Origin of the sequence: Chitinophaga sp. OAE865 (assembly GCF_040546735.1) — a bacterium.
Lineage (GTDB): Bacteria > Bacteroidota > Bacteroidia > Chitinophagales > Chitinophagaceae > Chitinophaga > Chitinophaga polysaccharea_A.
In genome coordinates this window covers 6402258-6425605 of record NZ_JBEPOF010000001.1, presented here as the reverse complement: position 1 = coordinate 6425605, position 23348 = coordinate 6402258, and the positions used below count along the sequence as shown (strand labels likewise).

At 48.7% G+C, this 23348-nt stretch carries 25 protein-coding genes; 8 read left to right on the top strand and 17 right to left on the bottom strand.

The window, feature by feature from the left end; all coding sequences use genetic code 11:
• Positions 1-7: 7 nt before the first annotated feature.
• The gene (locus ABIE50_RS25625; protein ID WP_209865224.1) at positions 8-2242 is read left to right on the top strand and encodes a DUF2961 domain-containing protein; all 2235 of its coding nucleotides are present in this window, start codon (positions 8-10) and stop codon (positions 2240-2242) included.
• Here ABIE50_RS25625 and ABIE50_RS25620 read toward each other — a convergent pair.
• The 4 genes from ABIE50_RS25620 to xth all read right to left on the bottom strand — a co-directional run bounded on the left by ABIE50_RS25620 (position 2239) and on the right by xth (position 5700).
• The gene (locus ABIE50_RS25620; RefSeq protein ID WP_209865211.1) at positions 2239-3090 is read right to left on the bottom strand and encodes an AAA family ATPase; all 852 of its coding nucleotides are present in this window, start codon (positions 3088-3090) and stop codon (positions 2239-2241) included. The genes ABIE50_RS25625 and ABIE50_RS25620 overlap by 4 nt on opposite strands.
• A 108-nt stretch (positions 3091-3198) precedes the next feature.
• Positions 3199-4497 (bottom strand): esterase-like activity of phytase family protein, encoded by a 1299-nt coding sequence (locus ABIE50_RS25615; protein ID WP_209865208.1) that lies wholly within the window; start codon positions 4495-4497, stop codon positions 3199-3201.
• A gap of 91 nt (positions 4498-4588) precedes the next feature.
• Positions 4589-4837: a DUF4342 domain-containing protein gene (locus tag ABIE50_RS25610; RefSeq protein ID WP_142687850.1), complete on the bottom strand. Its 249-nt coding sequence runs from the start codon at positions 4835-4837 to the stop codon at positions 4589-4591.
• 86 nt (positions 4838-4923) lie between these two features.
• On the bottom strand, positions 4924-5700 hold the full coding sequence (gene xth / locus ABIE50_RS25605; protein WP_209865205.1) for an exodeoxyribonuclease III: 777 nt from the start codon (positions 5698-5700) through the stop codon (positions 4924-4926).
• 215 nt (positions 5701-5915) lie between these two features.
• Between xth and ABIE50_RS25600 the strand changes: the two genes are divergently transcribed.
• Both ABIE50_RS25600 and ABIE50_RS25595 read left to right on the top strand, forming a co-directional pair.
• Positions 5916-6617 carry a DUF2461 domain-containing protein gene (locus ABIE50_RS25600; RefSeq protein WP_209865202.1) on the top strand — a complete coding sequence of 234 codons (702 nt, stop codon included), beginning with the start codon at positions 5916-5918 and terminating at the stop codon, positions 6615-6617.
• A gap of 34 nt (positions 6618-6651) precedes the next feature.
• Entirely contained in the window at positions 6652-7281 is a 630-nt protein-coding gene (locus ABIE50_RS25595) for a class I SAM-dependent methyltransferase (protein ID WP_209865198.1), read from the top strand.
• A gap of 6 nt (positions 7282-7287) precedes the next feature.
• Here the strand turns inward: ABIE50_RS25595 and ABIE50_RS25590 are convergent, their stop codons facing one another.
• The gene (locus ABIE50_RS25590) at positions 7288-7767 is read right to left on the bottom strand and encodes a group II truncated hemoglobin (protein ID WP_209865195.1); all 480 of its coding nucleotides are present in this window, start codon (positions 7765-7767) and stop codon (positions 7288-7290) included.
• Positions 7768-7908: 141 nt separating this feature from the next.
• Positions 7909-8292: a response regulator gene (locus ABIE50_RS25585; protein WP_209865192.1), complete on the bottom strand. Its 384-nt coding sequence runs from the start codon at positions 8290-8292 to the stop codon at positions 7909-7911.
• Between the two features lie 132 nt (positions 8293-8424).
• Here ABIE50_RS25585 and ABIE50_RS25580 point away from each other — a divergent pair, with 132 nt between their 5' ends.
• Positions 8425-9879 (top strand): aminoacyl-histidine dipeptidase, encoded by a 1455-nt coding sequence (locus tag ABIE50_RS25580; protein WP_209865189.1) that lies wholly within the window; start codon positions 8425-8427, stop codon positions 9877-9879.
• A gap of 27 nt (positions 9880-9906) precedes the next feature.
• Here the strand turns inward: ABIE50_RS25580 and ABIE50_RS25575 are convergent, their stop codons facing one another.
• The 4 genes from ABIE50_RS25575 to ABIE50_RS25560 form a co-directional block, all read right to left on the bottom strand.
• Entirely contained in the window at positions 9907-10827 is a 921-nt protein-coding gene (locus ABIE50_RS25575) for a hypothetical protein (RefSeq protein WP_209865185.1), read from the bottom strand.
• 37 nt (positions 10828-10864) lie between these two features.
• The gene (locus ABIE50_RS25570; RefSeq protein WP_209865182.1) at positions 10865-12094 is read right to left on the bottom strand and encodes an MFS transporter; all 1230 of its coding nucleotides are present in this window, start codon (positions 12092-12094) and stop codon (positions 10865-10867) included.
• Between the two features lie 15 nt (positions 12095-12109).
• Entirely contained in the window at positions 12110-12547 is a 438-nt protein-coding gene (locus ABIE50_RS25565; protein WP_209865179.1) for a MarR family winged helix-turn-helix transcriptional regulator, read from the bottom strand.
• Positions 12548-12619: 72 nt separating this feature from the next.
• Entirely contained in the window at positions 12620-13186 is a 567-nt protein-coding gene (locus ABIE50_RS25560; protein ID WP_209865176.1) for a Crp/Fnr family transcriptional regulator, read from the bottom strand.
• 107 nt (positions 13187-13293) lie between these two features.
• Here ABIE50_RS25560 and ABIE50_RS25555 point away from each other — a divergent pair, with 107 nt between their 5' ends.
• The gene (locus ABIE50_RS25555; RefSeq protein WP_502913926.1) at positions 13294-14067 is read left to right on the top strand and encodes a type 1 glutamine amidotransferase domain-containing protein; all 774 of its coding nucleotides are present in this window, start codon (positions 13294-13296) and stop codon (positions 14065-14067) included.
• Between the two features lie 56 nt (positions 14068-14123).
• On the opposite strand, the gene ABIE50_RS25550 is transcribed toward ABIE50_RS25555, so the two are convergent.
• Together ABIE50_RS25550 and ABIE50_RS25545 are read right to left on the bottom strand one after the other, a co-directional pair.
• Positions 14124-14501: a DoxX family protein gene (locus ABIE50_RS25550; RefSeq protein ID WP_209865173.1), complete on the bottom strand. Its 378-nt coding sequence runs from the start codon at positions 14499-14501 to the stop codon at positions 14124-14126.
• A gap of 13 nt (positions 14502-14514) precedes the next feature.
• Positions 14515-14979: a hypothetical protein gene (locus tag ABIE50_RS25545; protein ID WP_209865171.1), complete on the bottom strand. Its 465-nt coding sequence runs from the start codon at positions 14977-14979 to the stop codon at positions 14515-14517.
• Between the two features lie 122 nt (positions 14980-15101).
• Here ABIE50_RS25545 and ABIE50_RS25540 point away from each other — a divergent pair, with 122 nt between their 5' ends.
• The gene (locus ABIE50_RS25540) at positions 15102-15737 is read left to right on the top strand and encodes a MarR family winged helix-turn-helix transcriptional regulator (RefSeq protein ID WP_209865168.1); all 636 of its coding nucleotides are present in this window, start codon (positions 15102-15104) and stop codon (positions 15735-15737) included.
• Here the strand turns inward: ABIE50_RS25540 and ABIE50_RS25535 are convergent.
• The 3 genes from ABIE50_RS25535 to ABIE50_RS25525 all read right to left on the bottom strand — a co-directional run bounded on the left by ABIE50_RS25535 (position 15734) and on the right by ABIE50_RS25525 (position 18147).
• Complete coding sequence (locus ABIE50_RS25535) at positions 15734-16297, bottom strand: Riean_0653 family protein (protein ID WP_209865165.1); 564 nt, start codon at positions 16295-16297, stop codon at positions 15734-15736. The genes ABIE50_RS25540 and ABIE50_RS25535 overlap by 4 nt on opposite strands.
• 94 nt (positions 16298-16391) lie before the next feature.
• Positions 16392-17105: a hypothetical protein gene (locus tag ABIE50_RS25530; RefSeq protein WP_209865162.1), complete on the bottom strand. Its 714-nt coding sequence runs from the start codon at positions 17103-17105 to the stop codon at positions 16392-16394.
• A gap of 97 nt (positions 17106-17202) precedes the next feature.
• Positions 17203-18147, bottom strand: a complete 945-nt coding sequence (locus ABIE50_RS25525) for a hypothetical protein (RefSeq protein ID WP_209865160.1) — start codon at positions 18145-18147, stop codon at positions 17203-17205.
• Positions 18148-18414: 267 nt separating this feature from the next.
• On the opposite strand from ABIE50_RS25525, the gene ABIE50_RS25520 reads away from it, so the two are divergent.
• Complete coding sequence (locus ABIE50_RS25520) at positions 18415-19218, top strand: methyltransferase domain-containing protein (protein ID WP_209865157.1); 804 nt, start codon at positions 18415-18417, stop codon at positions 19216-19218.
• 6 nt (positions 19219-19224) lie between these two features.
• On the opposite strand, the gene ABIE50_RS25515 is transcribed toward ABIE50_RS25520, so the two are convergent.
• A complete protein-coding gene (locus tag ABIE50_RS25515; RefSeq protein WP_209865154.1) occupies positions 19225-20721 on the bottom strand; it encodes a family 43 glycosylhydrolase in 1497 nt (498 codons plus the stop codon).
• 16 nt (positions 20722-20737) lie between these two features.
• A complete protein-coding gene (locus tag ABIE50_RS25510; protein WP_209865151.1) occupies positions 20738-21622 on the bottom strand; it encodes an AraC family transcriptional regulator in 885 nt (294 codons plus the stop codon).
• Between the two features lie 167 nt (positions 21623-21789).
• On the opposite strand from ABIE50_RS25510, the gene ABIE50_RS25505 reads away from it, so the two are divergent.
• Positions 21790-23214 (top strand): arabinose isomerase, encoded by a 1425-nt coding sequence (locus tag ABIE50_RS25505; RefSeq protein WP_209865148.1) that lies wholly within the window; start codon positions 21790-21792, stop codon positions 23212-23214.
• Positions 23215-23348 lie beyond the last annotated feature (134 nt).

The window sequence follows — 23348 nt, the reverse complement described above, 5'->3', positions numbered from 1 at the left end:
ACAATTTATGATAGTTGCAAAACACATACTGCTGCTGAAAATATACCTGGTAAAGTATTCCGGGTATACCTGTTTACTGGTGATGCTCCTGTGCCGGTCATCGCTGCCGCTGCAGGCGCAGCGCCTGCCCGTTATACCCGCCGGTGCAGATGCCTACCTGAAATGGGAACAGTGGCCTATGCAGCGGTTCGGCATGCGAACTTATATGAGAGGTACCTACGACCGTACCGGCGGCAACGATGCTGCCGATGCCAGCCATTATCTTTTTATGAATGGGGAAACAGATAATGTTACGCTGGATATAACGGGAACGGGTATACTTTATTTCTTCCGCGCCAACCACTGGCATGGAAGCCCCTGGCATTTTATTACCGACGGGCGGGAACACACCATACAGGAAACCGGGACCGCGGATCCTGCAAATGCCATCCGGGATATCAAGGCAAGCGTTTTTATTCCAGCGTCACCATTTCCCAAACCCATGGCATGGACCTGGGCCGATACCAAAGGGGCGGACCTTATCTGGACACCCATCCCGTTCCGTGAATCCCTGCGTATCGCTTACTCCCGCACTCACTACGGTACAGGGTATTACATCTACCAGTTGTTTGCTAACCCCGGTAAACTTTCCCGACGTATCCGCAGCTGGGATATCAACAAAACGCCGGAGAAAAAGATGGTGAACCTTATCAGTAAAGCGGGGCAGGACATCGCGCCGGCGCATATTCCCACCCGCAGCGGCATAGTAAAGCTCAACAGTGAAAAGATAACACTTACGGATATACGTACTACTGCTGTAGTGAGAGCGCTGAAGCTAACCATACCGGCTGCAGATGCGGAGGTACTGGAAAGGATCCGCCTGCTGGTTACCTGGGACGATGCGTTGCAACCATCCATAGATGCACCGCTTTGCCTGTTCTTTGGCGCCGGTACGCTGCACAACCGCGATCACCGCGAATACCTTGTAAAAGGCTTTCCTATCAATATCCGTTACGATAGCACAACACAGCAGCTAACATTGGCCTGTTATTACCCCATGCCGTTCTTTAAAGCGGCGAAGTTTGAGCTGGCAGGCATCACACCGGGCGAAACATCCGTTAAATACGAGGTCCGCTATCAGCCACAGAAAATAAATCCTGCATTCAGCAGCTATTTTCATGCAACGTACCGCGATTTTCCCACACCGGAATCTGGCAGGGATCTAACGTTGCTGGATACACGCGGAATAGAAGGTAAAACGGAATGGTCGGGTAACTTTGTGGGCACTTCCTTCATTTTTACACACAACGGCGAACTGGGCACGCTGGAAGGGGATCCCCGCTTTTTCTTCGACGATAGCCAGTCGCCGCAGGCACAGGGCACCGGCACGGAAGAGTGGGGCGGTGGGGGCGACTACTGGGGCGGCAGGAATATGACCCTTCCTTTTGCGGGGCATCCCTGTGGCGTAGCCCGCAAAGACCAGGCAAAAGACAGGAAAGACCTCATCCACTCGGCCTACCGCTTCCTCCTGGCCGACCTGATGCCTTTTGGCCGTAATGCCCGCATACAACTGGAGCATGGAGGCGATAACCGTTCCACTGAACATTATGAAAGCGTTACCTACTGGTATGGCTTGCCAGCCCCTTCATTGATAAAAACAGATGAACTGGATATAGGCGATGTAAACAGTGAGCAGCAGCATGCATATCATTCTCCACAGGCATCTTCGGTGGAAACCATTTTTAGCCGTTATGAGCTGGGGCCTGATTCACTGAACGTTAAAGACAAAGGAAAAATTGAAATATACCCTGCTCATGCTGAAGATGGCCGTTATACCACGGGCGTATCGGAATTCAATATCCGGCTGGATCCTGCCAACCAGGGAGCGCTGTTGCGCCGCACGCTGGATTACAGTCACCCTAACCAGAAAGCAGCAGTATATATTGCAGACAGCTCCGGCAGCAAATGGAAATTTGCCGGCACCTGGTATCTCGCGGGCGCCAATACCTGTATGTTCAGTCATCCCCCAAAAGAAACAGATAAAAGGATGTACAATGTACAAACCAGCAACCGCCGTTTCCGCGACGACGAATGGCTGGTACCGGCCGCACTTACCAAAGGCCGTAGCAGTATCCGGGTAAGGATCGTGTTTGAGCCGGTGGAGCAGGAACTGTACCCTGGATATAAATTTCCCGGGAAGAATGCCTGGAGCGAACTGCGATACACCGCGTATAGCTATGTGGTGCCGGCTGTAAAAGATTAAACATCTTCCAGCAGGATCTTCAGCATGTTTTTGTAGTTGTTGATAAAATGGTACGAGGTCTTATAATTTTCTGTTTCCGTGTAACTGGTTTTTTTGATCCCGTTTTCTGTGAGCTGGTAAATGGTGGCATCTGGATAAGCCATTACAATAGGAGAGTGGGTGGCAATAATAAACTGCGATTGCCGCCCTATCAGCTGGTGCATCCTGGTGAGCATGGCCATCTGCCGCGTTGGGGAAAGCGCGGCTTCCGGCTCGTCCAGGATGTACAGGCCGTTACCGCCAAAACGATGTGAAAGCAAGGCCCAGAAGGATTCCCCGTGCGATTGCTCATGCAGGGAAACACCGCCGTAGTTATCAATTACTTTCGGCCCCATATTCTCTTTATCCAGTTCTTCAATATTGGTACCCACATTAAAAAAGCTTTCGCTTCTCAGGAAAAAGCCATCCTTTGCCCGCACCGCTGCCCTGGCCACGCGGATGTACTGATGCAGTACGGAATGCGATGCACGGGTGCTAAAGTTGAAGTTCAATGACCCGCCTTCGGGGTTGAAGCCACAGGCCACGGCAATAGCCTCTATGAGGGTGGATTTTCCCATCCCGTTTTCACCGGAGAAGTAGGTTACTTTCGGATGCAGCGGTAAAGTGGAGAAATTTTTTAGTGCCGGGATATTAAAGGGGTATATCCCCGGTGAACTGATCTTGTCCCTGTTGAATGTAACTGCGGTTAATCCCTTTTGCGAAAGCATGGCGATAGCTGTTTGGCTATGAAAGTAAAGGATTTTCCGGTTTTCACAGGCATTCGCGATAAATATGCGCAGGAGAATCGATAGTTTTTCAGACATCTTCATAAATTTTTTTTATAAAGATGAACAAACTGGTTTTGCCTATAACAGCTATGAACACAGCAGGGTTGGCGCTAAGCACCAACCCTGCTACTTATCAGGATAAGTTATGGTTTAAAAAAGCGGCGTAGCCAGCTTGATAAAGTACACCGTGTTAAAATCCGTTTTACCGGTGAGCGGTAAAATTTTCTGGATATAAGTATTGTTTGCGGGATCGGGAGGAATAATTCCAAAGTCATCATCATTGCTCACTGCCAGCGTAGTACTGTTCACCAGTACAATGCCTTCCGGTTTATCATGCGGATAAGCCGCCACGTCTTTCAGCAGATCCACCACCAGCGATTTGCTGACGGTTTTAATGCCGGCAGCCTGCAGCTCTTCATCCGTGAGCACTTCCACTGTTTTGCCATTTACCAGTTTACCGCCGGCGCCATCGGTAGCGTCGGAAATATCCGTGGCAGCAGAAAGGTCAATTTTATAGATCTTTTTGATCAGCGAAGGCTTGGTGGCATCGCCGGGAAACTCCCCGTCGCGCTCCAGTACCAGGAAGGTGTTGTTGCTGATCACGGTGATTTCGCTGTTGGCGGTATTTTTATTATCCAGTTTGTAAATGTATTGTTTGCTTTGACCGGAAGCGATATCATAGGTAAGGATGCGGGTATACAGGGAGTTCTTTACCGCATCTTTGCTGGGATTGTATAAGGGCGACTGCATAATACCTACCAGCGTTTTGCCATCGGGGGTGATGGTGAGCCCTTCCATGCCACGGTTGGCGCGGCGGTTGGCAAATACTTTTGGTATTTTCCGGCCGCCGGTACCGGTGCCGAAAGGGTTGATCCTTTCCAGTGTTTTACCGCTTCTGTCGAGGTGCACCAGGTGAGGCCCGTATTCATCACTGATCCAGAAAGAACCGTCGGGCGCTACGGCCAGGCCTTCACTGTCAATACCATCCGGATCTTCGGGAAGCGTTTTACCATCTTTATCCAATGCAGTTTCGCCGGTGCCGCCTGATCCTGCAGGGTTGGGAAGCCCTGTTACCGGCGTGTTGGCAGCAGATTTAATATGAATGGTTTCAACCAGTACCAGTGAATCGCCGTTCAGTTTGAACTTCCCGATCTGTGGGTTAAAGCCCGGTACAGCAAAAACTTTGGAATCTTTGATAATGCCATCTGCATTAGGGCCGCGGTCTGTCATCAGGTAGAAGTAACCCGGTTGGCCTGGTACATTGGCAATAGATGATCCATAACCGCCATTGTATACTTTTACGCCGGCAGCGTTGGTGGTCATTACCACAGCGCCGGCCAGGGTAGCTTTAGCGGGGTAGGAAATGTTGTTGTCAGTAGGGTTGTCGTTTTTCTTGCAGGCAAAAAGGAACACAAAGCCTAATGGAGCGAAGTAGCGTACTACGGTCATAGTGGTTGATACGTTTAGGGCGCAAATGTGACCTTTCCGTATAAAGACTATGTTACCGAAATATTATCAAATCGTGAAATTGTTGGGGCGGTTATTCTTTTTTAGGCTCCCTTTCCACGGTAATGCTGCATTCGCCGATCAATGCTGCCAATGCCCCAACGGCGGCGAAAACAGGCGCCAGCAGAGCGCCTACTACGCCTATGGTAAGCGGGAAGGTCATCAGTTCTTTACCTTCTTTATCTGTGATGGTGATTTTCCGTACGTTTCCTTCAGCGATCAGTTCCTTGATCTTCTTTAACAGGTTTTCGCCATGGAGGCTAAAGGTTTCTTTTGTGGTCATAGTAAACGGGTTTATCTTTTTAAGATACTAAGAAATTGTAACATAGGCATATTACTGTTAACCGGGCCGTATAGCCATTGCCGTTGTCAGGCATCCGTGAGCTCTATCCATACCGGCGCATGATCGCTGCTTTTCTCCCAGCCACGCACGTTTCTGTCTACACCGCCGGCTACAAGCCGGCTTTCCAGCTGCGGGCTCAGCAAAAAGTGATCGATGCGCAGGCCGGCGTCGCGACCGTAGGCATTACGGAAATAATCCCAGAAAGTATAGATCTTTTCATCAGGATACAGTTTCCGGATGGCGTCTGTCCAGCCCTGGTCCCTTAAATTACGGAACGCCTCACGGGTTTCCGGGCGAAAAAGCGCATCGTCTACCCAGCGTTCAGGTTTGTATACATCCAGTTCAGTGGGCATTACGTTATAATCGCCTGTAAGCACTACCGGCGTTTTGGAGGCCAGCAATTCTTTGGCGTGCGCAGTGAGGCGTTTGAACCAGCTGAGCTTATAATCGAACTTAGGGCCGGGAGCGGGATTGCCGTTTGGTAAATAAAGACAGCCGATAGTGATATTGTTGATTTCGGCTTCTATATAGCGGCTATGGATATCTTCCGGATCACCGGGAAGCACCCGCCTTATTTCCCTGGGCTCTCCAATGCGGGAGAGGATGGCTACACCGTTCCAGCTTTTTTGTCCGTGCCAGATAGGCTGATAGCCGGCATCCCGGATGGGCTGTTCGGGGAATTTCTCAGGCGGGGCCTTCAGTTCCTGTAAACAGGCTACATCAGGCGCCGTTTCCTGCAGCCAGCGGAGTAATACCGGGAGGCGTCCGTTAACGCCATTAACATTGTAGGTAGCTATTTTCATGGATGCTATAAATTCATTTGGGTTCTGATTAAGCGCACAATTATCTCAACGGCAAGATCGGTATTTTCTCCTTCACAAGCATCAGGCAGTTCCGTAATGTTATGGGCGGGGGAAAATATTTAAGCGCCACTTCCGTTTGCCCCGGCAAACGGAAAAACCTACTTTTGTAACGCCTGTTGCGATACGATAACAGGCTTTATAAATTACGGCATACCATGGCAAAGAAGAATGCATTACAACCTCGCATACACCAGTCCGGCTTTAATTTTTTAAGCAAATTAAAAGAGAACAATAACAGGGATTGGTTTAATACCCATAAACCAACTTACCAGCAGGAACTTGCGCTGGTGGAAGAATTTGCAGAAGCCCTCCTGGCAGAACTCTCCACCCACGACGTGATAGAAACGCCTTCCGGTAAAAAGAGTCTCTTCCGCATTTACCGGGATACCCGTTTTTCCAACGATAAAACCCCTTATAAAACGCATTGGAGCGGCAGTTTTAAACGTGCCACCAAATTCCGCAGGGGCGGGTATTATTTTCATATAGAACAGGGTAACAGCTTTGTGGCCGGAGGTTTCTGGGGGCCTGTTCCGGAAGATCTGAAGCGCATCCGGGATGAGATCGCGTTTGATCCCGCACCCCTGAGAAAGATCTTAAATAGCAAATCCTTCAAAACTTATTTTAAAACATTGGAAGGGGAGCAACTGAAAAAAATGCCCAAAGGTTATCCTGCAGATCATGAAGCCATCGACCTGTTGCGCTATAAGCAATTTGTGCTGGTAAGAAGGTTTGCTGATAAGGAAGTATTAAGTGATAATTTTCTGAAAGAAGCCAATCTTACTTTCAAGGCCATGCGTCCTTTCCTGGATTATATGAGCGAAGCGCTTACCATGGATCCGAATGGCCTTACGGAGTAACAATTCCTTATATTTGTTACCTAATCCTTTCACTATGGATAAAATGCAGCAGGTAATCAGCATTTTTGATAAACGCGCCGGCCTATACCAGGAAAGGCATATGGATGTGTCGCGTTATCATGCGTCGTTCGATTTGTTTTGTAACAACATCACGAAGCAGGGCGCCGCTGTGCTGGAGATAGCGTGCGGTCCCGGCAATATTACGAAGTACCTGCTGCAGCAACGGCCGGACTTTCGCCTGCTTGGCACAGACCTGGCTCCCAACATGCTGGAACTGGCCCGCACCAATAACCCCCAGGCGGAATTCCGGCTGATGGACGCCAGGGAAATTTCCGGGCTCGGTAAAACATTTGACGGCATCATGTGCGGTTTTTGCCTGCCTTACCTGAGTAGGGAAGAGGCGGTGAAAATGATTGCCGATGCCGCCCGTTTGCTTACGCCTGGCGGAATGCTTTATATCAGCACTATGGAAGATGAATATACAAGGTCCGGTTTCTTCCACACCGATGGAAACGATGAATTCTATATGTACTACCACGAAGCGGGTTACCTGGTAGATGCGTTAAAGGAAAACAGGTTTGAGCTGATGGATCTTCAGCGGGAGCAATACCCTGCTGCTGATGGAAGTACTACAACGGATCTTATTCTTATTGCAAGGAAGTGAGCTGCCTCACGGAATATACGGCCCCCCTGGCTCTCCCCATCCCCATTTCGGCATAGGCTCATCCGGCTTCATGGGCACTTCTCCTTCCCGGGAGTTGATCACCGCTATGCGTGTGCCCCATTCAATATACGCTACAAAGGCCGACCTGAACTCAGGGTCATCCGGCAACTGCAGGGTGTCTGCAGTTTCAAGCAGCAGCGCTACCCACCTTTTCCGGTGCTGCTCCGTAAGATGCCTGCCCAGGTGCTTCTGGATCATCGTAAAATGTGAGCCGCTGTCTTCTCCACTGTACATTTTCGGCCCGCCAAAAACTTCAGCAATAAAATGTGCTACGTGCAGCTGGTGCGCGGGCGACATATGCCGGAATACAGGCGCCAGTAATTCATCCTGTAATACCTTATCGTAAAAAGCATTCATCAGCTTTTCAAATACAGGCATGCCACCGGCCCATTCGTATAATGTGGGAATCTTTTTTTCAGAAGTCATTATAAGGATGCTTGATTATTTTAAAGATAATAATTAAGCAGCCAAGTTAGCGGGAGGAAAAATGTAAAACAAGCGCCTACCAAAAAGTAGGTGGGGTTATTCACCCGGCGCCGGGATGAAACAGCACCGGGTGAACCAGGTTTAATCAAGCAATTGTTGAATTGCATTATATAATGTTGTCCTGTTAAAAGGTTTCTCCAGGAAGAGGTCGGCCCCGTTGGCCAGCGCCACATCCCTTGCGGCCGCATCCATCCCGGAGATCATAATTATTTTTGTGGAAGGGTATTTCTCCCTGATATAACTGATAAAATCCAATCCAAACCCATCTGGCAGCCGGTTATCAAGCAGTACGATGGCTGGCTGATGCTGTTGAAAATATTCCACAGCATCGGAAATGGTTTGTACATGCTCTATCTCCATCTCTTTACCATCCAGCAGTAAATTGATCAGCAGGCACATTTCTCCTTCATCTTCAATAATGAGAAGCTTCTGTTTGGACGCGGTGTTTGTAAGATGTTGTATCATAAAACGGTTTTAAAAGTAATAGTTGATGAACAGTAGCTGATAAAAAAACCGTACCAAATGAAATGGCTGTTCCGGGCACAACATTTAATACACGGGAAAATCTATCTTTACAAATACTTAATAATTATTTCAATGGAAATAAAAGATCTTTCACCAAAACAATTATGGCAACACTTTGCTGAGTTGAACGCAGTTCCCCGCGCTTCCAAAAAGGAAGAAAGGGTAATTGCTTTCATGATGGACTTCGGGAAACGCCTGGGCCTTGATACGGCAAAAGATGCCATTGGCAACGTGGTTATCAAAAAGCCGGCAACACCCGGTATGGAAAACCGGCAAACGGTGATCCTCCAGTCGCACCTCGATATGGTGCACCAGAAGAACAGCGATACCGTATTTGATTTCGACACCCAGGGTATTGATATGTATGTGGACGGCGACTGGGTAAAAGCCCGCGGCACCACGCTGGGCGCCGACAATGGCATTGGCGTAGCCGCTATCATGTCGGTACTGGCCGCAAAGGATATTGCGCATCCCGCCATAGAAGCTATGTTCACCATTGATGAAGAAACCGGTATGACCGGCGCCAAACAACTGGACCCGGTTAATTTTACCGGTAAAATCCTGTTGAACCTTGATACGGAAGAGGAAGATGAATTAACCATCGGCTGTGCCGGTGGTATCGATACCAATACCAGGGGCACTTACAGGGAAGTGCCTGCCGATAAAAACGCCGTTGCCTTTGTTATCAGTATCAAAGGCTTACTGGGCGGTCACTCCGGTATGGATATCCATAAAGGCAGGGCCAATGCCAATAAACTGATGAACCGGCTGCTGTATAAGGCAGCGCAACAGGTGAATATACAACTGGGGAGTCTTGACGGGGGCAGCCTGCGTAACGCCATTCCGCGCGAATCACAGGCGGTTGTTACCGTTCCTGCCGGCGATAAGGAAACGTTTACCCGTTTCATCGGGGAATTCACAACTACTATAAAAGAAGAATACCATACTATAGAACCGGGACTGGCACTGGAATGTAAAGAAACCACCCTGCCTGCACAGGTAATGGAGCCGGCTTACCTGGAGCAACTGCTGCGCGCCGTTTACGCTGCGTCAAATGGTGTATTCCGGATGAGCCCTGATATTGCCGGGCTGGTGGAGGCATCTTCCAACCTTGCCAAGGTACAGGCGAAAGACGGCGTGTTTATTACACAATCCCTGCAACGCAGCAGCGTGGAAAGCACCAAGAACGATGTAGCCAACGCAGTAAGCGCTGCCTTCGAAATCATTGGCTGTGAAGTGGGCCAGGACGGTGATTATCCCGGCTGGAAGCCCAATGCCGATTCTGCCGTGCTCCGTTTATTACTGGCGCTGTATAAAGATCACTTTACCCATACGCCCAAAGTAGGGGCTTGTCATGCGGGGCTGGAATGTGGTATCCTCGGGGCACACCTGGGTAATCCCGATATGATCTCTTTCGGGCCCACTATCCGTGGCGCACACTCTCCGGATGAACGAGTGCAGATCTCTTCTGTAGCTAAGTTTTACGACTACCTGCTGCATATTCTACGGGAAATACCGGCTAAATAATAAAGTGCTGAGTCAGGGGATTCGCGTTCAGGGTATATAACGGAAACGGATCATCGCATTTTCTGTTTCTGAAGAAGTAACCCTCAACTCATAACGTTTATCACTGGTAATAATAACCATTTTGGAGGTGTTCGGCGGGATATCTCCAAGGTTATTGGCATGCAGTATCAGCTCCTGGTATTCACGCTCCGGGTTTGCTGTAAGATGGATGCGCAGCGGGCTGCTGGTCAGTTCCTGTCGGTCGGCCATTTTTATCCCGTTAAAAAATACGGTGACGGTATCATGGTCAATGGTACCGTAATCATACAGGCTGATGTCGATCTCCGGGTTGCTGATATTGTAACTTCCCTGTAGCCGGTTTTTACGGGGCGCCGGCGCGGGAGCGGCGCTTAGTACAGGCATGATATCTTTCCGCGGTGAAGGAAGAATGGTATCTGTTGCCGGTATCGTTTTCCGGTGGCCGGGAATCTGCAGGGCGGCTATTTCCGTGGCATTAAGCTTCGATAACCGTAGCACTCTTTTACTGTGTACTTTCCCGGTGTACTTTGAATAGCTGATCATACTTCCCTGGAGCACTGTTTCCCCGTCAATATCGAACAGTCGCAGGTTCATTACCGCCAGCCGGGCGCTGTGATTCCTGGGAATGGTGATCTCATTGAATTTTATTTCCTCAAAACGCCAGTTATCGGCGCTGTCGTTTCGTTGGCCCTTCACCGTTAGCTCTCCGTAAAGCTGTGGGGTTTCATAAAACCATGCGGTGCCGCTGTATTTCCCGGCGCCCGTTTGTTTTATCTCCATGATGTAACTGCCGGTACCGTAATACCATCCCTGTGATTCTGCGGCGGCATAGCCTTTCCATATACCTTCCAGGTTTTGCGCATGGAGTGTGGTGAGCAGCAGGAGGGTGCAGCAGGTTAACAGCGCTATCTTTAGTTGACTGGTTAACATATTATGGGCTTAAAGATAATGGTTTCCCTGTAAACCTTCAGATATGCGCCGGTTGCCCGGCCATCGTCTGTAATTGCTGCTGCCGGAAAAGCAGTCCGCCGATAATAATAGTGACCACACCCTGCAATAGCACCGTATTGGGTGTTCCTATCCATTGGGAAATGGCGCCTATCAGTAATCCGCCCAGTGGCTGCATACCAAAAAATGCCATGGCATAAAAGCTGATCACCCTGCCCCGCATGGCCGGATCTACGGTTGTCTGGATCAGGGTGTTACTGATAGTGATCTGCGACATCATGCCGAAGCCCGCCATCGTGGCAAATACCAGTGCAATGGGATAAATGGTGGAATGGGAAAATAACACGAGCCCTGTGCCGAATATGAGGGTGTTAAGAGCCAGTATCCTGCGAAGGTTTTTTCCTGGTTTCAGCGACGCAAGGAAGATAGCTCCGCAAAATGCGCCCATCCCGATGGCGCTGTCTATAACCCCGAAGGTAGAAGCGTTGCCTTTGAAAATATCTTTTGCATACACAGGCATCAGCGTGGTGTAAGGCAATACCAGCAGGCTCACAGATGCCAGGGTAATTAGTATCAGTGAAATAGCGGGTGTGGCGCGGATATATGCAAAACCCTCTTTCAGTTCGCCCAGCATATTTTTAGTACGAGCTTTCTGGGTGTAGGCGGGGAGCTTCATTCGTAATAAGGATCCTATCACGGCAATGAAGCTGAGCGCGTTTAAGCCAAAACAGATGTCTTCCCCGAATTTCTCCAGCGCCAGGCCGGCAATGCCGGGGCCAATGAGCCTCGACAAATTCACCATCGAGGAGTTCAGCGCCAGCGCATTGGGAAGGTCTGCCTTATCGTCTACCATTTCATATACGAGCGATTGCCGGGCCGGCACATCAAACGCGTTGATCAAACCCAGGAAGGCGCTCAGTCCAATGATCTGCCATACCTGGTAATGCCGGAAGTAGATGAGCACTGTTAATAATATTGCCTGGAGCATGGAAGCCAGCTGAGTAGCGAGCAACAGCTTGTACCTGTTATACCGGTCGGATGCCACACCGCCCACGAAGGAGAAAACAAAGGAAGGGAACATGCTGGCAAAAAGAGTAAGCCCCAGCATAAACTTGGAATGCGTTTGTGAATAAATAACCCAGCTCACGGCAGTTTTCTGCATCCATGTGCCTATCAGCGATATCGACTGTCCACTGAAATATAACCGGTAATTACGGTTTTTAAATGCATTAAAAGTGCTGATATTCATTTTGCTTCCCCTCTTTTATTCATACTCCACCAGCTTTGTTAAAGACCCGATGGCTGCCTGCAGGATGGCCTGCTCTTCTTTCGTGCAAACTTCGCCTATGGCCTTGCCTAACCACTCATCCCGTTCCTTCCGCACTTTCAGTATCCGCTCTTTACCAGCTGCCGAAAGGGAAATGTTGATCTTTCGTTTATCATCGGGAGAAGCGGTTCTGCTGATCAGGCCCAGCTGGAAAAGATGTTGCAGTAATTGTCCCATCGATTGGGGCGTCATTTTTTCCATCACCGCCAGTTCTGCTGATAGCAGGGAATCATGCTGGTCCAGTAATACCAGCACGGAACGCTCGCTTTGCGAGAGCTGTTCATCTGCCGGCGATAGTTTCCGCAGCTTTCTTACCAGCCTGGTAAGCAGTGGACGAAGCTGTGCAGCAAGTTGATGCGGATTCCGGGAAGCCATATAGTAAGGTAAAGTTATAAGTTTACCTTACAAAGGTAATTATTATTTCCCAGGGAGAAATAAAAGAAATGGTTACTTCCCGGAAAAACGGCTCAGCGTTTCCCGGGATACGCCAAGATAGGCGGCTATCAGTGTTTTGGGCACCCGTTGGAAAAGAGTGGGGTACTGGGAGAGTAACTGCCGGTAGCGGGATTGTGCATCATCACTGAGCAGCGATAAGATCCGTTGCTGTAACGCAACATAGCCGGAAGTGGTTTTTACCCGGAAAAAATGCTCCATTTTATGAGAGGCTTCGCAGAGCTTTCTTTTGTTTTCGGAAGATAAACAAAGCAGGGTGGAGGCTTCAATACAATCAATGCTCAGTTGCGCCGGCGTTTGATTTACGTAGGCCTGGTAATCGGTGATCCACCAGTCTTCCATCGCAAACCGGATAATATGTTCCTTCCCCGCCTCATTAATATATGAAGCTTTTAACAGGCCGCTCACTACAAAATATTCATGATCCACCGGGTTTCCTTCCTGCACAAGGAACTGTCGCCTGCGCAGTTTCTTTTCGGTAAAATAGGATCGTATATGCTCGTATTCCTTATCCGTAAGCGGGGTAATTAATTCAATATGTTGTCGCAACGCATCATTCATATGGTACAAATTAACATAAAACCTGTGACCTATATCACAATTAAATGGTGATCTGCCTCCTTTCACTGCGCATCGATAAGTAGCAATTTTGTATAAAAATCAGGTAAATGAAAACTATAAGAACGATGCTGTTGCTGTTATTACTGGGGCACCAGGCATACAGCCAGCAAACCAAAATAATTAACCATCAGTCTATGAAAAAAATACTCATCGTTGTTACTTCCTTCAGCGAAGTAAAAAGTACCGGTCATAAAACAGGTACCTGGCTGGAAGAATTTGCCACTCCTTACTACCTGTTTACGGATAAAGGGATCCAGGTAACCATTGCATCTCCTGCAGGAGGGAAGGCGCCTGTTGATCCCAAAAGCACCGCTCCGGAATATTCCACAGAGGCCGTGAAAAGGTTTCTGAAGGATCCCGCAGCACAGGAACGGCTGGAGCATACCGTGCCACTGAAAACGGTGCACGCGGCAGATTATGATGCAGTTTTTTATCCCGGCGGTCATGGGCCTATGTGGGACCTTGCAGAAAATGCTACATCCGTACAGCTGATAGAAACGTTTTATGCGGCCGGGAAGCCGGTGGCGCTGGTATGTCATGCGCCGGCAGCGCTAAAAAATGTAAAGGATAAGAACGGGGCGCCGCTGGTAAAAGGAAAGAAGGTGGCAGGATTTACAAATAGCGAGGAAGTGGCGGGACAAACCACTGCTGAAGTACCGTTTTCGCTGGAAGATATGTTAAAGGAACATGGCGCCAGTTATGTGAAGGGGGCCGACTGGCAGCCTTTTGCTGTAGCCGATGGCCATCTCATCACCGGTCAGAATCCTGCTTCCGCGCAGTTAACAGGCGAAAAAGTAATTGCAGCCCTGGGCGTGAAATAAGATAACAATAGCTGTATAAAGCCTTCAGGCCCGCCCGGTCTGAAGGCTTTCTTTTTTTAAGCCGCCTCCACCCGGGGATGCAGTTTATGATAGTACACATAAGAAACCACCAGGCTTACAAAAAATGAAGTATGGCCTATTTCCAGTAACACGCTGTCGCCGCTTGAAAGGTGCGCAATGGCCGCTGAAATGAGCGTGATGCCAAACCCGAAGTATGCAAACTCCCTAAGCTTTGGCGGCGTAAACGGCAGCAGCAGCGCCAGTGATCCCAGCAGCTTTGCAACGGTGAGCTCTATCCGGAACCAGTTGGGTAATCCCAGGTGGGCAAAGGCTCCTCTCATTTCGGGGTTAAAAGCGAAATTAAAAGCGCTCCACAACATCACCCCGGTAAGAATAAGGGTGGCCGTCCAGTAAATGATCTTATCTTTTTTCATGATGTTTTATTGATCAGTTGAATTTGTAAACACTCAACAGGATGATGATAAAAACGATGAGTAGTTGAAGCAGGTGAAACAAACGGATGTTTCCCCTGATCTTCTGAACAGTGCTGTCGGAAGTTTCAAGGAATTTAACAAGTTGCCTTTTCTGACGTACCCCGAATAAAAAAGTGTTGAGAATAACAAGCAGCACCAGGGCAAATTTTACCCGGAACCAGAGCTGCTCCCCAAAAACGCCATGGGTCATATACATGATGCCTATACCGGAAAGGATGATCAGCCCGATCCCTATCCTCATTAACACCGGGAATACGGAAATGGCCTGCATTATGGTGGCTGCCTTGGTTTTGTTGAGGTCGTACTGCTTCCAGAATTGCCGGAAACCCACGAAATCCGCTACAGAAGTGCCGGCGAAAAGAAGAAAGCCTATGAGATGAAGCACTATAAAGCCCTGGAAAAGAATCTGTGTTGACATCAGATGATGATTTTTGTATGACGAAATCGGAATAATAATAGTAAATGTATAACGGAAATGTAGTAAAAACAAAAAATTCGAAGTATTTTTTCTATTATTGCTACGAAAATAAAATATATGGTATGAATAAAGCGGTAGAACTGATCACGGAATGGGGGGCATATGACGAGCAGCACCCGGGAAGCAGTATAGAAGAATTTTGCAGGCACTACCTGGCCGGTAAACAAACACGCAAGCCTGTTCCCCCGGAAGGAAAATTTCTCCCGGTGAACAGCGATGGCATCCTGATGAGGGTTATTGGCCGCATTTTTAAACTGCATACCATTTATACGGTTGCCGCGCTGGAAGGTACCGGGATCAACACTATTGACGAATATTCATTACTTAATACCGTGGCGCAGCTGAAGGAGCCCCGCAAAACGGAGGCGATCTATGCAGCCCTGCAGGAGCTGTCTACCGGCACAGATAAACTGAACCGCCTGAAAAAGCTCGGTTATCTCACTGAATACGATGATAAGGAAGACAAGCGCTCCAAACGCCTGAAGGTAACCCCCAAAGGAGAGAAAGTACTGATCCAGTGCAGGAAGCGGGTCAGCCAGTTAGCGGAGTTAATGTTCCATGACATGACAGACAGCGACCGTAAATTGTGTATACAGCTGCTGAAAGGCGTGGAAACCAAATTCACCGGCATCTGGCAGTCGCACAAAGGGAAAAATTTTGAAGAGATCTATGCAGAGATCATAACAGGCAAAGATTAATATTTCATATCAAACCGCCCTTCAGTCATACGAACAGTATCACAACCAGCTGTTATCAGCGTACAGGTAAAAGTACCGGCAACGATCTTTTGTCCGGTATCCAGTTTAGTGATCACCAGTTGCCCTTCCTGTTTCACATGTTCCGCATCCATACCAATATATTCACAAACGGTGCCGGAGCTGATGCGTCTCCTCATATAAATGAAAGCCACATCCTTCATTGGGGTGGTAATGGGATAAGCGCCCGTTTTATCCAGGTTAGTAACTATCACCTGGAAACTGCGTTGTATAGAATCCCCGGGGTCAAAACGGGTCATAGTAAGGTTAAAACTTCCGCCCTGGGCATTAGGATCATAGTAAGCGCTGGGATTAGCCGGGCCTACGCTTCCCCGTGGAATAAATACTTTCCCGTTTACCAGGCTGCCAACTGTATTTTTACCTTCTGCCGTAACCGCCGGCAGCGTATCCACAAGGGGAGAAGGAGGATAGGTTGTTCCCTTACCACAATACATGCATAACAGGGAAACAGATAGCATAGCAATACAGCACAATTGTTTCATGGGTCTTATTAAGAGGATATTAAATTACTACATACTCAGGATAAAACGCGAAAGGGCCGGCAAAATTGCCAGCCCTTTCCCTCATTTTTTACATTTACTTATCTACATCCATACACCAGGTAACGCAATGCCATACTTTCTGAAAGTCTTTTCCTTCATGCTGCCCACTGGCTTCTTCGGTAAAAGTGCCTTCCAGCATATAACGGCCAGGCCATGCAGGTGAAAACGTAACGTCACCTGCCTTTCCGGCTTTGAACTTCTTAGTCCATCCTTCCGGCGATTGTACAGTTACCTCTCCTTCGGCAGGAGCAGCCTTCTTATAGCTCAGCTGCACGGAAGCAGGCTGATGCAGCTTGTTAGCCTTTTTGAGATTGGTCAGCATGGAAAAGTCCGTATATTCTTTGGCGTTATCTGCACCCGTCAGGGAATTATTTACTTTCACCAGTCCCATGGCATAGTAGTGAATCTTACTGCCGCCATACACTTCCTGCACGGTATGATCAATTGACAACAGGTGTGTGCCGGCAACAGCAGGCGTAAAAGTGGCGGTGAAATAATTACCGTTAGGTGTAACGGTCAGCTTTTCTTTCTGCCCGTCTGGCTTCACCAGGTACAGGGTAAAATCTTTCATATTGCTGAACCAGTGCTGGATGGAATCCCGCTCATTGCCGGCATATTCTCCCAGGAAAACCTTTACCTCCTGCGGCTGCCCGATCTTCCCGGTGGTAATGGTTTCAATCCAGATGGCATGTGCAAAAAGCGGCTGAAGGCTACAGCATAAAATAACAGAAAACAGGAATTTTTTCATTTTAGCTCGGTTTATAAACAGGGCAAAGCTACACCCGGAAGAAAGGGGCGGATAGGCGAAAGTGGAATATTATTTACGCAATCGGGAAAAACAGCGTCTATTCTATGCTCACCAGGTAATGCAGCAGCCGTTGCAGGTCCTGGTTTACGGACCGGATAGTGGATTGCAGTTCATTCACCATGGCGGCCCGGGTATGCAGGTCATCTGCCTTATACACGCCGCCGTCGCCAAAGAACAACGATATTTTTGATTTGCTCGCGTTGCCCTCCAGGTCGAACCGCTCCCATCTCTTTTTTACATGCGCCGCCAGTGAAATCTGCCCGTTGTTGCTGAAATGCCTTTCATTGAGCACATACCAGGTGAAAGGAGGATAAATAGCGGAGGTGTCAGGCATATACCAGATATCGGACAATACATTCCGCAGATGCGCCAGCCGCACTTTTTTCCGGGCGGCATTGATCGTTAGCGCACCCAGACCTGCAGAAAGGAGCCCGCCGCCAATGGCAACGGCATTCTGTGGGCCATCTTCTTTAATCGCTACCGTGGCAATGGTGGTAATGGCGCCGGTGATAATGGAAGCCACGGTGAGCCGGGTATTGCGCTTGCTGTTGAAATTATCCAGGTACCTGGCCAGCTGGTCTGCTTTTTCCCCTTCACAATCCAGTTCAGCGGCAATACCTGCAATTTCCAGGGTGGCCAGCAGCAAACGGTGCTGGATCCTTGAACGGATCTCCGCTCTTTTCATCATCACGGCCAGTGTAGTATCTCCGGCAACGGCCTTCATTTGCCGGATCAGGAACAGGGTGCCGGTAGCATTGGCCATCAGTACTTCGTGTTCCGGCAGGTCGGGGTTAGCTTTTAACAGCGAATCGGTGTTCTTTAAGGGAACAGTGTCCTGGCTGCTGCTGAAAGCGTCTGCCGGTGCACAATAGCTGCCGGTAATGGTAAGGTCGTTGCTGTTGATCACCCGAGGGGTTTTGCAGGCATATAACAGGACCAGTATCAGGCTGGCAAAAAGTAAAAGAATGCGGCGTATTTTCATGCTGGCATTTTATCATCATACACTACAAAAAAAACGCTAAATGGTTTGCCCCTTTGCTTTATTCTTCAGCGGGTAATATCCACCGGAGTCCTTAATAAAGGCTGGCAGCTGCGTATCTATATGTCCCGGGTTGGAATAGAGCTCCCCTGGTAAGTAACAGCACCGGATTATTTTTGAGAGACAGATGCTGTTCTAAAGTGTGGCTATTTTCTGTTTACAAAATGTTATATTTAATCTCATCTTTTCCAGATCCATCAATAAGCACCCATGAGTAATACCGCGAATGAAAGAGCCGCCATGCCTAAAGACAGCAGCGTTTTAGACAGCAGGAGTTTGCAAAACAGCTATGCCACACTGATACCACTTCTCCATGAAGGAATGCGGGTGCTGGATGTAGGTTGCGGCACCGGTGCCATTTCTGCAGGCATAGCCGCCGCAGTGGGGCCCACAGGAACCGTGGTGGGCATCGACAACAGCGCGCACCTGGTAGCAAAAGGCAATACCGATCATGCTGATGTGCCTAACCTTACACTCGTGGAAACCGATCTCTTTGCTTACCAACCCGCAGAGAAATTTGACCTGATCGTTTCTGCCAGGGTATTGCAATGGTTAAGTAATCCCCGCGAAGCATTACTTAAATTCAAATCCCTGCTCAAACCCCGCGGTTATATTTCTATCCTGGATTATAATCATACCCAACTGGAATGGACGCCGGCGCCGCCGGAAAGCATGCAGCGCTTTTACAACGCTTTCCTTGCATGGCGCACTGACGCAGGCATGGATAATGAAATCGCCGATCATCTCCCTTCACACTTTGAAGCGCTTGGCTTTCACAAGGTTGAAGTACTGAACGCGGATGAAATATACACCCGCGGTGAAAGTAATTTTGCCGAAAAAGCAGGGATCTGGTCCAAGGTAGCGGAACTGAGAGGACCACAGGTAGTGGAAAGCGGTTTTATTACAGAGGAAGAACGTATACAGGCTGTTACAGACTACCAGGAATGGTTGGCCACTGCCGCGCAGAAAATGGTAATGAAACTGAAAGATGTAAGGGCCAGGATAGAGGAGTAATATCAGCTACTCCTCTAAGTATGTTTCGAATTTCAGTACCCGGTCTTTTTCAATACGGAACGATTGCCCGCAGTCGTTGCTGTAAGCCGAAACGCTGCCGGGAGTTTCGCCTTTACAGGTAATACCATAGCAACCGTTGCTGGTAGACGACCGGACCACTATTACATAACTGCGTTTGCCCGTTACAGTTAGCATGGGCTTTATCGCTACCGGTTGGGGCGACCAGCTGATACTGTCGCGCCCTACAGCCGTTTCATATAATGCTTTTCCCGGTAGAGGCAACCCTTTTTCATCTGCCGGGTAAATACTGATATGAAGATCATCGTCGGGATAACCACTTTTAAAAACGGTAACACTTATACTTGCCAGCCAGCCGGAACGGGTAGGAGTAAAGGTCTGGGCGTGTTGTATACAGCCATGGATATCGCATTGGGCACTGAAGCCTTCCTGACCGCTGCTGTTATCTGGTTTTATTTTCACCTTGGCAGGGCGCGCTGCGTGTATAGGTAATGGTATACTGTTTTTACACACAATCGGCTCCACCGCCCCGCTGGCATCAAAGGAAAGAGGCGCCCAGTAGTAATTGGCCAGTGCTTCATTTTTCGCGGCATTGTTCCACAGGTCGCTGCCGTAAATAAATACGCTATCGCCGTTCAGCTTAACAAGTGATACAAAGGAAGGTTGTCCTCCGCAGGATTTGTCGCTGATCTTTATACCATCAGACCATGGGCCTAATGGTGAGGAGGCGCGCCGGTAAGAGGTGCCTGTCCCGGAACAATAGCCACAGTTTGGATCAGAATAAAACAGGTAGTAGCTGCCGTTGCGGCGGAACAGGGCAGGGGCTTCCGTGCTTCCTTTTGTAACAGTCTTCACATGCTCGCCGCTGCCGGTAAGGTAATCAGCGCTGAGCTTTTCTATTACAATAGTGCCTTTTGTTTGCCAGTCGGTATACGCAATATAAGCGGTGCCGTCTTCGTCCACAAAAGTATCATGATCGCCATTGTTCAGTCCTGCTACAGCGCCGTTGCTGTTCACTGCCAGCCGCGGCTCGGCTACTTCGGTAAACGGGCCTGTGGGCCGGGAACTGGTAAATACGCGGAAGCCTGTACGATTATCATATACGTTGATCCATAACACATACTGCTTTGTTTTTTTATTGTAGATCACGTGCGGCCGGAAACAACCATAGGTACTGCCATTGCAGCGTGCCTGCCATACCGGTGTGCGTGCGTCGAACAAAAATCCTTTATCGGTCCAATGTTGCAGATCAGTGGAGGTGTATACTTTGAACCCGCAGAAGGGCGCGTCTTTCTTTCCCCATTCAAAGCCGCAGCCGTAGCTGGTGCCGTACAGATAATAGGTGCCATTGAAACAGGCTATCTCGCCATCATGCGCATCAATGGCGGCGCCTGCAGTGCTGAAACGGATCGTTTGCTGCTGATGCCTGTTGAAGTTGATGATAGATGAATTCGTTTGTGCATCTACGTTATATACAAATGCCAACAGGCAGCATATACTGCTAATGGCGGCCCTGCGCCATCTTCCGGTATGCTGTGGGCGTAGGACCGGTCTTCTCTTTAAAGATCCTGGAAAAATAGAACGAAGAATCAAACCTGAGCGCATAAGCAATCTCTTTTACAGATACAGCGGGATCATTTAGCAGTTCCCTCGCCTTCTCTATTTTAAGTTGTATATAATACTGGAAGGGCGACAGCCCTGTATATTTCTTAAATTCTTTCCTGAACCAGGAGTAACTAACATGCAATTCTTCCGCCGCCTGCTCCGGGGAATAATGCCCGGAGATGTGTGAGCGGAACAGCAGCCGGGCCTTGTCCATTAACTCCTCCTTATCTTTATTCCCTGCCGCCTGTTGCTTTACCAGGTAATGGATGTTTCCCATCATATGAAGCACTGCGCCGGCAATCAGTGGCTGGTATCCGGGGTGCTCCTGTTTTGTTTTTTCTATAACAAGATGGAATAACTGCAATATCCCCTCCTGGAAACCGATATATAAACAGGGCTTTTCCCTGGTAATAAAACTTTCCTTCAGCAGGTTGTCCAGCACAGGGCCTTTCATGCCAACCCAGTATTCGTCCCACCCTGTTTCCGGCGAAGGCCGGTAGCGGTGTCTTTCCCCGGGGAACAACAGGATGATGGTGCCTGCCTTTACTTCCTGCTGCCGGCAGCTGTCTGATTCAAAAATCCCCTTGCCGCCGGTGATGTAGATCACCTGGTATTCGCTTAGCACACGTCCTGCTTTCCAGTTGAAATGATGATGCGCAGGATGATCTTTCCCGGGGTAAATTCCCGTTGCTGTTACCCGTGTACAGCCTGTATTCACTACGCATAAACCCCAGCTTTCATCTTCACGGCTTACCGGCAGGTATTTGTAATAATTGATCATAGCGCTCCTTCCGTTTACATAAAAATATAAAAAGCAGGAAAGGATAGGGAAAGTAAAAATAAATTCTGCTTCCTGCTGTGTTTATATCAGAATGTACAATTGAAATATCAAATAATTCATCACAACAGTAATAGTTTTATTCCTGTTTATCATTCAAAAATTATCTTATGAACACATTAAAAGCAGGCCTGTTTGGAATTGGTCTTGCTGCTTACTGGGAACAGTTCGAAGGCTTGCAGCAGCGGCTGTCGGGCTACATCGGTGTTGTGCATCAGCAGCTGCAGGGCTATGGCGCAGAGATCGTTAATCTGGGGTTAATAGACAGACCGGAAAAGGCGTTTGAGGCAGGCAGCCGTTTCCGGCAGGAAGAAGTGGATCTCATCTTTTTATATGTTACCACTTATGCGTTATCTTCCACGGTGCTGCCGGTAGTGAAAAAGGCAAAGGTGCCGGTGATTGTATTAAACCTTTCCCCCGAGGCGGCTATTGATTACGGTACATTTAATAACCTCGGCAACCGTACAGCTATGACCGGCGAATGGCTGGCCTTTTGCGCTGCCTGCCCGGTACCGGAAATAGCCCGCGTATTTAAACGCTCAGGCATTCCTTTTTACCAGGTCACAGGCATGCTGCACAATGATCCCGGTGTATGGAAGGAGGTAGAGGAATGGATAGCCGCGGCGAAAGTAGCGCATACCATGTATCACAACCGGCTTGGCTTAATGGGCAATTATTACGGTGGCATGCTGGATATATATTCCGATCTTACCTTGCATGCAGCAGTGCTGGGCGGGCATATGGAAATTATTGAAGTAGATGAATTATCGGGCATCCGTGCCACTGTTAGTGAAACGGAAATTACCGCCAAACTGCAGGAAGCCCAACGGGTATTTGAGATACAGCCCGACTGCTCCCCGGAAGAATTGCACCGTGCCGCGAAAACCGCGGTGGCATTGGATAAGCTGGTAGCCAAACATCAGTTGGGTTCCCTGGCATATTACCATAAAGGAAGCGGTAATGCAGTGAATGAAGATACAATGAGCTCCGTTATTATGGGAACTTCGCTCTTAACAGCACGGGGTATCCCTGTAGCAGGTGAATACGAAGTAAAGAATGCACAGGCCATGAAGATCATGGATTGCTTTGGCGCCGGTGGGTCTTTTACGGAATACTATGCCATGGACTACCAGGATGATATTGTACTGATGGGGCACGATGGGCCTTGTCATCCTGCAATTGCAGCGGGTAAAATAAAGCTGAAGCCTTTACAGGTATATCATGGAAAAGTAGGAAAAGGCCTATCTGTGGAGATGTCGGTAGCGCATGGCCCTGTTACCCTGTTGTCGGTAGTGGAAACGGGCAACGGAACCCTGCAGTTCCTGCTGGCAGAGGGCATGTCTGAAGCCGGTCCTATCCTGGAAATCGGCAATACCAACAGCCGTTACCGCTTTCCCATAGGCGCCAGGAATTTTGTGGAAGCCTGGAATGCACAGGGGCCGGCACACCATTGCGCGGTAGGCAAAGGACATATTGCCCCCCGTATAAAAAAGCTGGCGGAGTTACTGGGTATTCAGTCTGTCCAGGTTTGCTAAGGCCGGGAGGGCTGAACAGCGGATATTATAAGCGGTCAGTTACTGTATCAAAAACGAACATATTATTGAAAAGATGATTTCTTAAATTGCTGACATGTATATCACTATTGTGTGGCATGTTTTTTTAACTGGCC